The organism is Rhodococcus sp. FW305-130 (assembly GCF_058788335.1).
Genome location: NZ_JBYTAP010000001.1, coordinates 716,531 through 730,477 on the forward strand (window position 1 = coordinate 716,531; position 13,947 = coordinate 730,477).

The 13,947-nt window shown below is 62.1% G+C and carries 16 protein-coding genes; 9 read left to right on the forward strand and 7 right to left on the reverse strand.

Annotated features, from left to right (window positions below; genetic code table 11):
• The first annotated feature begins 21 nt into the window (after positions 1-21).
• Positions 22-1,017: a type I glyceraldehyde-3-phosphate dehydrogenase gene (gene gap / locus AC3WQS_RS03475; RefSeq protein WP_047889893.1), complete on the forward strand. Its 996-nt coding sequence runs from the start codon at positions 22-24 to the stop codon at positions 1,015-1,017.
• Positions 1,018-1,317: 300 nt separating this feature from the next.
• Positions 1,318-1,686 carry a hypothetical protein gene (locus AC3WQS_RS03480; protein WP_042952746.1) on the forward strand — a complete coding sequence of 123 codons (369 nt, stop codon included), beginning with the start codon at positions 1,318-1,320 and terminating at the stop codon, positions 1,684-1,686.
• 22 nt (positions 1,687-1,708) lie between these two features.
• On the opposite strand, the gene nicT is transcribed toward AC3WQS_RS03480, so the two are convergent.
• The 3 genes from nicT to AC3WQS_RS03495 form a co-directional block, all read right to left on the reverse strand.
• Positions 1,709-2,854: a Nickel transporter NicT gene (gene nicT, locus AC3WQS_RS03485; RefSeq protein WP_078377369.1), complete on the reverse strand. Its 1,146-nt coding sequence runs from the start codon at positions 2,852-2,854 to the stop codon at positions 1,709-1,711.
• A 140-nt stretch (positions 2,855-2,994) separates the two neighbouring features.
• A complete protein-coding gene (locus AC3WQS_RS03490) occupies positions 2,995-3,324 on the reverse strand; it encodes a branched-chain amino acid transporter permease (protein ID WP_003940007.1) in 330 nt (109 codons plus the stop codon).
• Positions 3,317-4,054, reverse strand: coding sequence for an AzlC family ABC transporter permease (locus tag AC3WQS_RS03495; protein WP_020970518.1), 738 nt, complete (start codon positions 4,052-4,054; stop codon positions 3,317-3,319). The genes AC3WQS_RS03490 and AC3WQS_RS03495 overlap by 8 nt, the downstream gene beginning before the upstream one ends.
• Positions 4,055-4,133: 79 nt before the next feature.
• Between AC3WQS_RS03495 and AC3WQS_RS03500 the strand changes: the two genes are divergently transcribed.
• Together AC3WQS_RS03500 and AC3WQS_RS03505 are read left to right on the forward strand one after the other, a co-directional pair.
• On the forward strand, positions 4,134-4,574 hold the full coding sequence (locus AC3WQS_RS03500) for an Lrp/AsnC family transcriptional regulator (protein ID WP_020970517.1): 441 nt from the start codon (positions 4,134-4,136) through the stop codon (positions 4,572-4,574).
• Positions 4,575-4,631: 57 nt separating this feature from the next.
• Positions 4,632-5,057 (forward strand): VOC family protein, encoded by a 426-nt coding sequence (locus AC3WQS_RS03505; protein WP_003940409.1) that lies wholly within the window; start codon positions 4,632-4,634, stop codon positions 5,055-5,057.
• On the opposite strand, the gene AC3WQS_RS03510 is transcribed toward AC3WQS_RS03505, so the two are convergent.
• The gene (locus AC3WQS_RS03510; protein WP_019744973.1) at positions 5,054-6,064 is read right to left on the reverse strand and encodes an AraC family transcriptional regulator; all 1,011 of its coding nucleotides are present in this window, start codon (positions 6,062-6,064) and stop codon (positions 5,054-5,056) included. The genes AC3WQS_RS03505 and AC3WQS_RS03510 overlap by 4 nt on opposite strands.
• Positions 6,061-7,251, reverse strand: a complete 1,191-nt coding sequence (locus tag AC3WQS_RS03515) for a pyridoxal phosphate-dependent aminotransferase (RefSeq protein ID WP_019744972.1) — start codon at positions 7,249-7,251, stop codon at positions 6,061-6,063. Before AC3WQS_RS03515 ends, AC3WQS_RS03510 begins: the two co-directional genes overlap by 4 nt.
• 135 nt (positions 7,252-7,386) lie before the next feature.
• Between AC3WQS_RS03515 and AC3WQS_RS03520 the strand changes: the two genes are divergently transcribed.
• From AC3WQS_RS03520 to AC3WQS_RS03540, 5 genes are all read left to right on the forward strand, one after another.
• Complete coding sequence (locus AC3WQS_RS03520) at positions 7,387-7,965, forward strand: carboxymuconolactone decarboxylase family protein (protein ID WP_020908828.1); 579 nt, start codon at positions 7,387-7,389, stop codon at positions 7,963-7,965.
• Positions 7,966-8,090: 125 nt separating this feature from the next.
• Positions 8,091-8,486, forward strand: coding sequence for a TOBE domain-containing protein (locus AC3WQS_RS03525; RefSeq protein WP_197941792.1), 396 nt, complete (start codon positions 8,091-8,093; stop codon positions 8,484-8,486).
• Positions 8,487-8,510: 24 nt separating this feature from the next.
• Entirely contained in the window at positions 8,511-9,320 is an 810-nt protein-coding gene (gene modA / locus AC3WQS_RS03530) for a molybdate ABC transporter substrate-binding protein (RefSeq protein ID WP_197941793.1), read from the forward strand.
• The gene (locus AC3WQS_RS03535; RefSeq protein ID WP_020970514.1) at positions 9,317-10,126 is read left to right on the forward strand and encodes an ABC transporter permease; all 810 of its coding nucleotides are present in this window, start codon (positions 9,317-9,319) and stop codon (positions 10,124-10,126) included. Before modA ends, AC3WQS_RS03535 begins: the two co-directional genes overlap by 4 nt.
• The gene (locus AC3WQS_RS03540) at positions 10,123-11,208 is read left to right on the forward strand and encodes a sulfate/molybdate ABC transporter ATP-binding protein (protein ID WP_021345303.1); all 1,086 of its coding nucleotides are present in this window, start codon (positions 10,123-10,125) and stop codon (positions 11,206-11,208) included. The genes AC3WQS_RS03535 and AC3WQS_RS03540 overlap by 4 nt, the downstream gene beginning before the upstream one ends.
• Here AC3WQS_RS03540 and fadD11 read toward each other — a convergent pair.
• Together fadD11 and AC3WQS_RS03550 are read right to left on the reverse strand one after the other, a co-directional pair.
• The gene (gene fadD11, locus AC3WQS_RS03545; protein ID WP_197941794.1) at positions 11,184-12,986 is read right to left on the reverse strand and encodes a fatty acid--CoA ligase FadD11; all 1,803 of its coding nucleotides are present in this window, start codon (positions 12,984-12,986) and stop codon (positions 11,184-11,186) included. The two genes, AC3WQS_RS03540 and fadD11, sit on opposite strands and share 25 nt — an antisense overlap.
• A complete protein-coding gene (locus AC3WQS_RS03550) occupies positions 12,983-13,945 on the reverse strand; it encodes an SDR family oxidoreductase (RefSeq protein ID WP_031330876.1) in 963 nt (320 codons plus the stop codon). Before AC3WQS_RS03550 ends, fadD11 begins: the two co-directional genes overlap by 4 nt.
• Positions 13,946-13,947: the final 2 nt, after the last annotated feature.

Sequence of the window (13,947 nt, forward strand, 5' to 3'; positions counted from 1 at the left end):
CAACTCGAGAAAGAGAAATCAATGTCCGTTCGTATCGGAATCAACGGCTTCGGCCGTATCGGTCGCAGCTACCTGCGGGCTGCGCTACGCAGCGATGCGGATGTCGAGATCGTCGCGATCAACGACATCGCCGACGCCGCAACCCTCGCTTCGCTCCTGGAGTGGGACTCGGTGTCCGGTCATCTGGACGGCGTCGAGGTCGACGGGGACGCGATTCTCGTTGCAGGAAAGCGCATTCGCGTCACCTCTGAGCGCGAGCCGTCCCTCATCCCCTGGAGAGCCGAACGCGTCGATGTCGTCATAGAGTCGACCGGCCGATTCACGGACTCGGTCAACGCTCGCCAACACCTGACAGCGGGAGCGCGAAAGGTGATCATTTCGGCTCCCGCCGACAGTGATGTCCCTGCAGTTGTACTCGGAGTAAACGACGACGTCCTCGACATGTCGGAGGACGTATTCTCGAACGGATCCTGCACGACCAACTGCCTCGCACCGATGGTTAAGGTGCTGCACGAGGCGTTCGGCATCGAGTCCGGACTGATGACGACGATCCACGCCTACACCAGCGACCAGCGCCTCCACGATGCTCCTCACAGCGATCTCCGGCGCGCCCGCGCCGCGGCATTGTCTACGATCCCGACTTCCTCCGGCGCCGCCGCCACCATCGGGCGGATCATCCCAGAGCTGGACGGAAAATTGACCGGACTCTCGCTGCGCGTCCCCGTGCCAGTCGGTTCTATCACCGACCTCACTGCCCATCTCTCACGACCGGCGACTGTCGTGGAGATCAACGAAGCGTTTCGCGTCGCATCGCAGACTCCCGAACTCTCGTCTTACCTTGCCTATTCGGAGGCGCCACTTGTCTCTGCCGACATAGTCGGCAATCCCCACTCGGCAATCTTCGATGCGCCCCTCACACAGGTCGTCGGCGAACAAGTGAAGGTTTTCGCCTGGTACGACAACGAATGGGGATTCTCGAACCGGCTCGTCGAGCTTTCGCAGCGGGTTGGCTCATAGCGACCAGACGCAGGGGCGGAAGGCTTCGGTCGTGGAGGCTGTGCGACGGAAACTGATTTCCCATGGGGGACCCTCGTATGGACCGCACTGGTGCGTGGTGCCCGCAATGATTGGCCGCGATGTGCCCTCACCTGTGGCAGAGGGCGCTGGGTTGTCGAGCGAGTCCGCCATCGTTGCCGTAGATCGGTTGCCGGTGATCTCACCGTACTAGTCGGAAGGTGGTCTGGGCTCGAGGAAATCGGGAGGTGCAGCTGCCGCCGACCCGCATCAGATCGGGACGCAGTCGTTGTACTGTGAGCCATGCCGACCCTGCTTCGACGTGCATTCAAGATCGGCGCGGTAGCGCTGGCAACGATTGTGGTGGCGGCCTACCTGTATGCGGCCTTCACTTATCGCAGCGCTGATGTCTTTGCGCCGCCAGGACGCATCGAGTCTCTCGGCCGGACCTATCTGATCAGTAATTTCCCGCCGCGCACTCGTGAAGACCTCGAACAGCGATACGCGCAAGGCCACCGTGAGCAGTACACCTTGGAACAAGTGAGTTCCGTATTTCCGTGGCGCGCTGTCTACCAGTGGCAGAACGACCAGATCCGCGGCCAGGCGACGTCGAGCGCGTACCTGAAATGGGGCGAGACGTACATCAGCTATTCGCTTTCGGGTGGCCCATGATTCTGCGTAGGCCGAGTCGAACTCACATCGCTTCGTCTGCTGTCGCTCGTCGTGCTACTGCTGCACCGGACTGCGCTTGCCACCGTTCTTCGATGCGGCCGTACCGCCACACGAGGAGGGCGATCATCCAGGTGGCAACGAAGAGTCCGACGATGATGAAGCCCATCGCGCCGAGATCCAAGTTCCCGATGGCGCCGAGAATCCCGTCGTGGATGTCGAGTTTGTCGGTGAAGATCGAGATGATTTCCTGGGTCCCGATCAGCAGTGCCACTGCCACCGAGAGTCCGGTGATCACCATGTTGTAGTAGATCTTTCGTACCGGCTGGGCAAATGCCCAACCGTAAGCGAAGTTCATGAACGATCCGTCGATCGAGTCGAACAGAGACATCCCGGCGCAGAAGAGTATCGGTAGAACGAGGATCGAATACCACGGGAGCCCTGTCGCTGCCGCGCCGCCGGCGATCACCAACAGTCCCACTTCGGTGACGGTGTCGAATCCCAGTCCGAACAGTAGGCCGACCGGGTACATGTGCCAGGGCTTGCGAACCATCTTCATCACCGGGCCCAGGATCTTGTTGAGGGCGCCGCGGCTGTCGAGTTCCTTCTCGAGTTGTTCCTCGTCGAAGGTTCCGGCCTTGTACTTCGTGTACACCCGATGAATCCCGATGAGAGAGAAAAGATTCAGGAGGCCGATCAAGATCAGGAACGTTCCGGAAATGGTGGTGCCGAACAAGCCGGTCCACTTTTCCAGATCGGAGTTGTCGTCGGAAAGGCTGGTGGCAAGTTGCCGCACACCCAACGCCAGAAGTGCGACGAGAACAAAGACGATGGTGGAGTGTCCGAGTGAAAACCAGAAACCGACGGACATCGGTTTCTTGCCGTCCGCCACCAACTTCCGAGTGGTGTTGTCGATGGCGGCGATGTGATCGGCGTCGAAAGCATGGCGCATGCCGAGCGTGTACGCCGTGACACCGAGTCCGATGCCGAAGACACTGCCTTCGATCGTGTAGTGGCCGGGGACAACCAGACCGAGCAGAACTGCCCACCCGACGACGTTGAGTGCAACGACGGTGACGGTCATTCCGATGATGCTTCGACGCTGGCCTCGATCCAGACTGTGCCAAGCGCCGGCGATTCGGGTGCCCGTCGTGGTCATTGTCGTGGACATCGAACCTCACCGATCTTTCAGTCGCGGCCGGCGGCCACCCTACTGAAATCGTATAAGTGTTCAACTGTTCAGATAAGCGCCTGGAGGTTACAAATCACCCATCCGGGAGTAAAGATGCTTTGCTCCCGGATGGGAATTGCTCAGGCAAACACGGTATTGACCAGTGCGACGTAGATCGTCGTTCCGACAACGATGCTCAGGACGGCATTCTTTCGCCACAGGTGCGCGGCGATTGTGGCACACACTGCAATCAGTTCGGGGAGGCCGTGAGACGGGGCGGTGATCGACACCCCTTTGAGTGAATACATCACGAGGATCAGCATGACGCCGGCCGGCATGTAGATGCCGAGGTAGCCGACCAGGGCGGAGGAGCGCAGCGGCATGAGCGCGGCGAAGGGGATTGCGCGCAGCGCGAAGGTGACCACGGCCATGACTGCGACCGCCGCAAAGATGTACGAGGTGTCAGGCATCGATCTTCGCCTTTCGTGAGTCGTAGACAAAGCGGCCGATCAGGAAGAGCACGAAGGCGCCCATTGCAATTGGCAGCATGTGATCCGGGGCTGCGAGCCGGGCGACCAGAGCGCAGGTGACCGCAGCGACCGGCACCGCGAATCCGTTTTGTGCGCGAATTGCCTCGATCGAGAGGACGACGAACAGTGCGGTCAGAGCGAAGTCGAGACCGACTATCGAATCTGGAATCCACTGTCCTGCCGTCGCGCCCAGGATCGCGCCACCGATCCAGTAGCCGTGGAGGTACAGCTGGGAGTAGACGATGACGCGTCCGGTGAGTGCCTTGGGATCGGCAGTTACCGACATCGCATAGGCCTCGTCGGTCAGCGCGAACATGCTGTAGAAGCGGGCGAAGGGGTTGCGAATCTTTTCCAGCGGAAAACTCAAGGCGTAGAACACATGTCGAAAGTTGACCAGCAGTGCGGTCAGAGCGACGTACGGCAGTGGTGTCATGGCCGCGACCATTCCGACGGCGAGAAACTCCAGCGATCCGGCGTAGATCAGCGAGGTGAAAGCGACTGCCCACCAAGGGTTGAGGCCCTGTTGGACCACAAGAACGCCCAGGGCTATCCCGAGTGGGAGCAGGCCGAATCCGACCGGCAGCGACAGTTGGAAGGCGTGCCGCCACGCCGGGGTTCGCGGCGAGAGTTCGACGGCAGGCGCGGCCGTCGACGATGCTGGTTCGATCACGACGCAAATCTATAACAAAGATCGAGGTGATCGATTGCTCAGAATGCCCACATATTGAACAGTGCGCAATAATAGTGCGATGGATGCCATGGATGACGCAATTTTGTTTCACCTCCGTCAGGACTCGAGTCTGACGAACACGGAATTGGCGGATCTGGTGGGTCTGACACCGTCCCCTTGCCTGCGCCGCGTGAAAAAGCTCGAAGCCGACGGAATCATCACCGGGTACCGCGCGATCGTCAGTCAGGAAGCGCTTGGCCGAGGATTTCAAGTGATCGTCACCGCCGAGATCGGAGTCAACGACCAGGCGACCATCGAGGACTTCGAATCCCAGGTCGCCGCCTTCGACGAAGTGATCGAATGTCGGCGGTTGTTCGGAATTCCCGACTACTTCATTCGGGTCGCGGTGAAAGATCTCGCGACGTACGAGAACTTCATGGTCACCAAGCTCAGCGGGCTTCCGGCTGTCTCGCGGGTGACATCGCTGATCACCATGAAGACCATCAAGAGTGTCGACTGATGCCCGGGCTCGGCTGAACCTTCACTAGGTGTCGGTGGTCGGCGTTAACGTCGGAACATGGGATACGAATTTCAAGTCACAGTAGATTCGGCACACCCGCACGAACAGGCGAAGTGGTGGGCCGCAGCACTCGGGTGGGCAGCGGAGCCCAGCGACGAAGACTTCATCAGGGGCCTCGTCGCTGCTGGTCACGCCAAGGAATCTGACACCACGACCTTCGAGGGAGTTCTCGTCTGGCGCGAAGGTGCAGCCATCAGCGATCCGGAGCATCCCGAACGTCCCCGCGTTCTGTTCCAACTGGTTCCGGAATCGAAGACGGTGAAGAACCGGCTCCATTTCGACATACGAGTGGGCGACAAGCGCGAGGATGTCGCAGCGCACCTCGAGACGGTGGGGGCGACGATCCTGCACCGTGGAGCGCAGGGGCCGAGCGTGTGGATCACGATGACCGATCCCGAAGGAAACGAGTTCTGCGTCAGCTAGCGGTACGAACTCGGAGTGTCGCCGGTCCATCGTTTGAAGGCCCGACGGAACGCGCTGGGCTCGGAGAACCCCAATCGCGCCGAGAGTACTTCGACGGATTCTCCGCGCCGCAAACCAGCGATGGCTACGTCGCGGAGCACTTCCTCGCGCAGTTGATTCAGTGATGTTCCGTCACGCCGCAGCAGTCGACGCAGATGGGGAACGCTGATCGAGAGCATCTCCGCGATCTCCTCGGCCGTGGAGGTTCGCCCCTTCACCCCGAGTTCGAGGACCCGTCGCACCTGCGCCGACGCAGTGCTGTCGTAATCGCGTTCGGACATGAGCTGAATCGGAGATTCTCGGAGGTACTCCTCCAACGTCTCCTCGGTTTGGATGATCGGTGCGCGCATGGCCGAGTTGTCGAACTCCAGTGCCGCTCGCTGCGCGCCGAAGGTGACCGGCGCTCCGAAGATGTAGTCGTAGTCCTGCGCCAACCGCGCATCCGGTGCCGAGTACGGAAATTCGACTGCCCGAAGTCGGACGCGCTTTCCGATCAACCACGCGGAAAATCGGTGCAGCAAGATCAGGACAAAATCGGTTGTGACACGTTCTGCGACATCAGGTTCGGCGACGCCTTCGCGAGCTCGGACTGCGAAGCTCACCCGCGTGCTTTCCTCGCCCTTTTCGATCGCCAGTGGGGCCAGAGCCGGTAGCGCACGGATCACGTCGGACATTCGAGCGAACGCTGATCCGAGGTCAGGGCAATGGATCAACGTCAGGCAGATCAATCGGAAAGTGCCACGGGGGACCGGGGCGGATCCGAGGCCGAACAATTCGTCGTCGGTGATCTGCCAGGTGGTTTGAATGAAGGTGGTGACCTGAGTTGGGGTCAGCCGCGCGCGAGCGTCCGACAATGTCTCCAGGTCGATCCCAGCAGCTCGCAGTGCACCAGACAAATCGACGTCGTTGTCCGGCGAGAACGCGAGGTAGCGGTGGACGAATGCGGTCGGGATGGTCCGCGCTGTCATGGGTGCGCTGCTCCTTGGAGCAGGTGGAGACGGCGTGCAGCTTCGGAAAGAATGTGGTCCTGCTTGCAGAAGGCGAAGCGCACCAGGTGCTTCCAATCGTCGCGGTTGTCCGCGAACACGTCGACCGGTACGGCCGCGACGCCGATACGCTCGGGCAGTGCGCGACAGAAATCTCCCGCGTCGGTTTCACCCAACGGTCTGATGTCGGCAAGGAGGAAGTACGTGCCGCCGCCGGAATGCACCGTGAAACCGGCCTCGGTCAGAGCCTTTCCGAGTACGTCCCGTTTGCCCTGCAAGCTCTGTCGAAGTTCGACGACCCACGGCTGTTCGTTGGTCAGCGCGTACGCAACGGCCGGTTGGAATGGTGCACCGGCAACAAATGACATGAACTGCTTGGCGGCACGGACTCCGTCGATGAGTTCTCGGGGGCCGATCGCCCAGCCGGTCTTCCAGCCGGTGACATTGAAAGTCTTTGCGGCACTGGACACAGTGACGGTGCGCTCACGCATGCCCGGGAGCGACGCCATCGGTGTGTGGGCGAGGCCGTCGAAGACCAAGTGCTCGTAGACCTCGTCACTCAACACGATCAGGTCGCGTTCGCACGCGAGTTCGGCGATCGCTCGAAGTTCGTGATCGGTGAATACGGTGCCGGTGGGGTTGTGAGGACTGTTGACGATCAGCATCTTCGTCTTGGCGGTGATCGCGCCGCGCAATGCATCGAGATCGACCGCGAATCCGTCTCCCGCGGCGACCAGCGGAACAGTCCGACGCACAGCGCCTGCCAATGCGACGGATGCAGCGTAGGAGTCGTAGTACGGCTCGATCAGCACTACTTCTTCGCCGGGTTCGACCAGTCCGAGAATTGCAGCACTGATCGCCTCGGTGGCGCCGACGGTGACCAGAACTTCGGAGTCGGGATCACTGACGAGTCCGTAGCGGATGCGCCGATCCTCCGCGATGGCTTGGCGCAAGACGGGCATGCCCGGACCGGGCGGGTATTGATTGACGCCTTCGGCGATGGCTCGGCGCGCTACTTCGAGCATGGCCGCAGGACCGTCGGTATCCGGAAAGCCCTGACCGAGGTTGACCGCGTCGTGAAGTGTGGCCAACGCTGTCATCTCGGCGAAGATCGTGGATGCGAACGGCTGCAGACGCGAGACGGTGCGGTTGCGGGGCGTCGAAGGCATCTTTGCAGCTTAGTCGGCTGACACCGCATCCTCACATCCGCTCGGACGCGGTGCTTGTCACGTTTGAATCGCCGCCATCGTCCAACTCTGTAGAGAGCATCGAATCCGGTGCCCCAGAACATACGGAGGCTTGCCATGACTCGCATTCCCGCAGTGACACCGTCGGAAGCCAGTCCGTTGATCAAAGTGGCATACAAATTCGCCGCCAGGCAGTACGACGAAGTCCCCGAGCCCTTTGCCGTCCTGGCCAACCATCGGAAATTGTTCGTCGCGGCTGCCCGTCACGAGATGGCCGTGCAGAAGGCGTCGAAGGTGCTGCCGTCGAACATTCGTGAACTGGCCGTCTATCGCGTCGCCTGGACTGTCGGCTGCTCGTGGTGTGTCGACTTCGGGACGATGCTCTCGCGCTTGGACGGTTTGGACATCGACAAGCTGAAAGGGATCGCGAATTACCGGGATTCACCGAAGTACAGCGAGGACGAGCGGGCCGCGATCGCCTACGCCGATGCCATGACCGGTGACCCGCACGGGGAGAACGGGGTGACGGACGAGCAGGTCGCGGATCTCGAGCGCAGGTTCGGGCGTGCGGGCGTCGTGGAACTGACCTATCAGATCGGGCTCGAAAACATGCGCGCCCGGATGTATTCGGCGTTGGGGATCACCGAGCAAGGGTTCAGCACCGACTCCTGCCGCGTGCCCTGGGCCGAAGAATGATGCGCTGACTCGTCTACGGCAACTATCGACAATGCTCCGCAGATACGTGATCATGATTGACTAGTTCACGCATCTGCGGAGTATTTCGGCTTGTTAGGTCCGCACTTGCGACCTACGATCACCTGGTGCCCAACATTCGAATCCGCGAAGCTGCCGGTCTGCTCGGTGTCAGTGACGACACCGTTCGACGGTGGGTCGACGGTGGGCTTCTCACCGCGACGACGGACGACTCCGGCCGCAAGGTCATCGACGGTGCCGAGTTGGCGGGCTTCGCCCGGTCCAACGCCGGACCCGCACCGGCCGATCCGCTCACGGGTGCGAGTTCGGCCCGCAACCGGTTCGCCGGCCTCGTCACCAAGGTCGTCACCGACAAGGTGATGGCCCAGGTCGAAATGCAGTGTGGGCCCTTCACTGTCGTCTCGTTGATGAGTAGCGACGCGGTTCGGGAGCTCGGACTCGAGGTCGGGAGTATCGGAGTCGCAATCGTGAAGGCCACCACGGTCATCGTGGAAACGCCGTAGTTCTGAACATACTGGAGGAAATTCGTGAAGCGTGTAGTCGGACTTGTTGCAGCAGGTGCCTTTTCGCTTGCCCTGGTGACCGGTTGTAGTTCCTCCGACAATTCGTCGTCGGAGACGTCGTCGGCCGCTCCGACCACGACCACTTCCAGTGACAGTGCCACGGGAAGCATCACCGTCTTCGCGGCGGCGTCACTCAAGAACAGCTTCACCGAACTCGGCAAGGAGTTCGAGTCCGAGAACCCCGGTTCATCGGTCACATTCAGCTTTGCCGGGTCATCGGATCTCGTCGCCCAGATCACCCAGGGCGCACCGGCTGACGTGTTCGCCTCGGCTGACGCCGCCAACATGACCAAGGCCACCGATGCCGGTGTCGTTGCGGGGTCGCCCTCGGATTTCGCGAGCAATACCTTGACGATCGTTGTACCGCCTGGCAATCCGAAGGGCATCGCGTCCTTCGCGGATCTGGCAAAGGAGGGGACACAACTGGTGATCTGCGCTCCGCAGGTCCCGTGCGGCGCGGCTACGAAGAAGGTCGAGACGGCCACAGGTGAGACCCTCTCGCCCGTCAGTGAGGAATCGTCGGTGACGGACGTTCTCAACAAGGTGACGTCCGGGCAGGCCGATGCCGGCATCGTTTACGTCACCGACGCGAAGTCCGCGGGTGACAAGGTGCAGTCGGTCGCGTTCCCGGAAGCCACCACGGTGGTCAACCTGTACCGGATTGCGGTGCTGAAGGATTCGAAGAATTCGGGAACGGCAACCAAATTCGTCGATCTCGTGAAGGGGCCTAAGGGTCTGGCAGTTCTGAGTGACGCGGGATTCGCTGCCCCGTGACACACCTAAGACCGGCAGTCCGGGCTCCGCTCGGGTTGCCGGTATGGATTTACCTTCCGGCGCTGATCGGCGGAGCGTTTGTCATCGCGCCCTTGGCGGCGATGCTGGCCACCGTGCAGTGGTCGCAGTTCTGGGAACTCGTGACTTCCGAATCGTCGGTTGCCGCGTTGAAACTGAGTTTGAAGACAGCGGCAATGAGCACGCTGCTGTGCATCCTGTTCGGGGTACCGATGGCCGCGGTGTTGGCGCGCAGTCATTTTCGGGGACTGTCCGTTCTTCGATCGTTGATTCTGCTCCCGCTGGTTCTGCCGCCAGTGGTGGGCGGTATCGCGTTGCTGTACACGTTCGGGCGCAAAGGGTTGATCGGTGAGCAGTTGGAAGTGCTCGGCATCCAGATAGCATTCTCGACAACCGCGGTGGTCCTGGCGCAGACGTTTGTTGCGCTACCGTTCCTCGTCGTCAGCCTCGAAGGTGCACTACGCACTGCGGGTACAAGATACGAGGCCGTTGCCTCGACGCTCGGAGCCCGCCCGACCACCGTGCTTCGCCGGGTGACTCTGCCGCTGGTGCTTCCCGGTCTGGTGTCAGGGGCAGTTCTGGCTTTCGCTCGCGCGCTGGGGGAATTCGGTGCGACGCTGACCTTCGCGGGAAGTCTGCAAGGGGTGACGCGTACCCTGCCGCTGGAAATCTATCTCCAGCGTGAGACCGATCCGGATGCAGCGGTGGCGCTTTCGCTGGTGCTGGTTGTAGTCGCGGTGGTCATCGTGGTTGCGGTGCGTGGACGCGGATCGGCGGGTTCGTTGTGAGTGGCCTCCACGTCGACATCGAGATTCCGGAGCGCGACGTCGTTGCGACGTTCGACGTAGCGGCGGGCGAGGTGACCGCCATCCTCGGGCCGAACGGCGCCGGCAAGTCGACGGTACTGGCGGCGGTTGCCGGACTGCATCATCCGCGGCGCGGGTTGATCGAACTCAATTCCCGCGTTCTCACCGATACCCGTAGGGGAGTCGTGTTGGCACCCCATCGGCGCGGCACTGCCCTACTCGCGCAAGAGGCACTTCTCTTTCCCCATCTCAGTGCGGCTGCGAACGTGGCGTTCGCGCCGCGCAGTGCAGGGCGGTCGCGTCGCGATTCCGCCGAGTCCGCGCGCCATTGGCTGGACGCAGTCGACGCCGGCGATTTGGCTGACCGCAAGCCTTCACAACTCTCCGGTGGACAAGCGCAACGGGTTGCAGTGGCGAGGGCATTGGCTGCTGAACCCGAACTGCTTCTACTCGACGAACCGATGTCCGCGCTCGATGTCGCCTCCGCCCCCGCGCTGCGGTCGTTACTGCGCCGAGTGCTCAGGACCGGCGATCGCACTGCCGTACTCGTCACGCACGACGCTCTGGACGCACTGGCGCTGGCCGACACGGTTGTCGTCATGGACGGTGGCCGGGTCGTCGAACGTGGTGACGTACGAACAGTTCTGACCCGCCCGCGTAGTGCATTCGCAGCACGCATCGCCGGAATCAACTTGCGCAGCGGCACGATGGCCGGAGACGGAGTGCTCAGAAGTCCGGTCGGGGTGGATATCGCGGGCCAGACGGAGACCGACCTACCGGCCGGCAGTGCCGCCGTGGCGGTCTTCGAGCCGCGAGCAGTGTCGGTCTTCCTGGATCCGCCGCACGGCAGCCCACGAAATGCGTTTGCGGTCACGATCGCGGAGATCGAAAATCGAGGCGATGTCGTCCGAGTGCGAGCGGAGGACGAAGCCGGCCAGCCGGGCTTGTCTGCCGACATCACGGCGAGCGCAGCGGCCGAACTCGATCTGGTTCCGGGATCGGCCGCTACGTTTGTGGTCAAGGCCACCGAGACGCTGATCTATGCGCAGGGTGCAGGCTCGTAGACGTCCTCAACGACCGAATCCGCATAGAGGGCTGCAATTTCGGACGCGTACTTCTCGGCTATCGGCTTGCGCCTGAGCTTCATCGTCGGTGTCAGCTCGTCGCCGCCTGGCTCCCAGAACATGGTGAGTACGTGAAACCGCTTGATCTGCTCGGCCCTCGACAGACGCGAGTTTCCCTCGGCGACAGCAGTTGCAACGACGTCGACGATCCGAGCGTCCTTGGCGAGTACCGCGGCCTCGGCCGCAAGTCCCAGTGAGCGTGCCGCTCCGACCGCGGCGTCGGCGCTGAGAGTGATCAACGCTGTGTTGAACTTTCGGCCGTCTCCGATCGTCACGACCTCACCGATCAACGACGACGACGTCTTCACTGCCGTCTCGATGGCAGCCGGTGACATGTTCTTTCCCGACGCGTTGATGATCAGCTCCTTCTTGCGATCGATCACCGTGAGGTAGCCGTCCGCGTCGGCGGTGACGACATCTCCGGTCGAGAGCCACCCGTCTGCACTGATCGCTTCGGCCGTTTTTGCCGGTTCGCCGCGGTACCCCTTCATGACCAACGGGCCTCGAACCAGTAGCTCGCCGTCCGCCTCGATGCGCATTTCCATGCCTGGGAGTAACTTTCCGACCGTTCCGAGCTTGGTCGGCTCGGCCGGCGCGGTGCTCGCGATGCATGTCAGCTCGGACATTCCCCAGATCTCCGAGATCGGAACTCCCAGGGCTGCAAAGAATGCCAACGTGTCCGGCGGAATCGGTGCGGCGCCAGAGATGGCCCACTTCAGTTCGGCAAAGCCGAGTTTCGCACGCAGAGCGGACAGGACCATCGTATCGGCTCGGGCGTAGTCCGCTTCCAGTTCGGCGGGGACTGTTTCACCGGCTCGTAAGTGTGCGAGACGAGTGCGACCGACGTCGAGTGCCCACTGCAACGCCGCTCGCCGCGCGTCGTCCGGTTCGTTGGCGACAGCCGATTCGACTGCAACTTTCAGCTTTTCCCACACACGGGGGACGCTGCCCCAGATCGTGGGGCGACAGTCCGGAAGCGCGGCCGCTACCTGGCGCGGATCCGGCACGACAGTGATCTGGGTGCCGAACACCATTTGCATGTACAGGCAGGTGAGCCGATCGGCGATGTGCGCCGACGGCATGTACGAGGTGATGCGGTCACCGAATTCGACGGGGAGTACAGCGCTTACGGCGTTGGTTTCGAACAACAGGCATGCATGAGTCGTCTCGACGCCCTTGGGGTTGCCGGTCGTGCCGGAGGTGTAGATCAACGTGGCGACGTCGTTCGGTTTCACCGCACGCCAGGTGCCCTCGAAATCGAAATCCGATGCGGCAGAATTCTTCATCTGCTGCAGGGTCACAGTGCCGGGCTGGTGGACATGCGATTGCGCGTCGACGACGACGATCGTCTCGAGTGTGGCGCCCGAGCGGCGGACCGTATCCACGTACCGGTCTTCGCAGACGAGAACCCGTGCACCGGAATTGGCGAGGATGTAACGGATGGCTTCGGGTGCCGACGTGTTGTAGATGGAGAAGGACGTCGCGCCGAGATGTTGGGCACCGACGTCGATCGGATAGAACTCGATGCGGTTACTCATCATCAGGGCAACCGTATCGCCGTGTCCCACGCCGATTCCGGCCAATCCCGCGGCAACCTCGCGGACCTGTTCGGCGTACTCGCGCCACGTCAGTGTTCGCGCATCGCCGATGTCTCGCAGGGCCACCGCGTCGGGCGCTACCGCCGACACTCGCTGGAAGGCTGCACACAACGTGGTCATGATGATCTCCTGGATGCCTTTGTCAGGGCTGATACATTCGTCGGGGCCGCAGCGGTGGTTCTGTCTTCGAGTTCGCGGATCAGGTCGTGTGCCTGTTTGTCCCTGGCCAGATAGCCGTCGGCCAGGACATTGATGAATCCGCGTCCCCACGCCCAGGGTTCCCAGGCAGCGGGGGCAAGGGTCCGCGCGGCGCGGCGCGCGATCGCGTCTGCGATCACCGTGGCGGCACGGTCCGGGGAGATTCGATGACGGAGGGGACCGGGTAGTCGAGCGTCGAGTTTGCGCCCGATCTCGTCGTCGTCGAGTGTGGCGCGTGCAAGTTGTGTATCCACCATCCCGAAGTACGCGATGCCGGCAGTGGCGCCGTAGCCGGCAACCTCGAGACGCAGCGCCCGGCCGAGCGCTTCGACCCCAGCCTTACTGATCATGTACGAAGCGCCGCCCAAACCGGGGGCGAACGACGCCGCCGATGACACGACGACGATGTGCCCACTGTTGCGGATCACCTCGTCGATGGTCGGATGCACTGTGTTGAAGACGCCGGTGAGATTGACGTCGAGCACGCGATCGAATGCGTCGGGATCGATCTGGCGCAATGTTGCCGGGGGAGGGGTGATTCCGGCGTTGGCCACCACGACGTCGATTCTGCCCAGCTGCTCGATGATCGTTTGCACGGCTGCGGTCATGCCGTCCCGATCTCGGACATCGGCCGTCACCGTCACGACTCGCTGTGACTCGAATGAGCGCTCGGCCGTTGCCAATGAACTTTCGTTGACGTCGACCAGCGCCACGGTGGCCCCACGCCGGTGGAGAGTGCGCGCCAGCGCGGAACCGATACCGTCGCCTCCGCCGGTGATCAGCACGACCTTTCCGGCAACGTCGTAGTCGATTCGGCGTCCGGGCAGTGGAATGCCCAGATCGCGGACTGTTCCCGCAATTGCGGACATGCGTCCCGTCATTG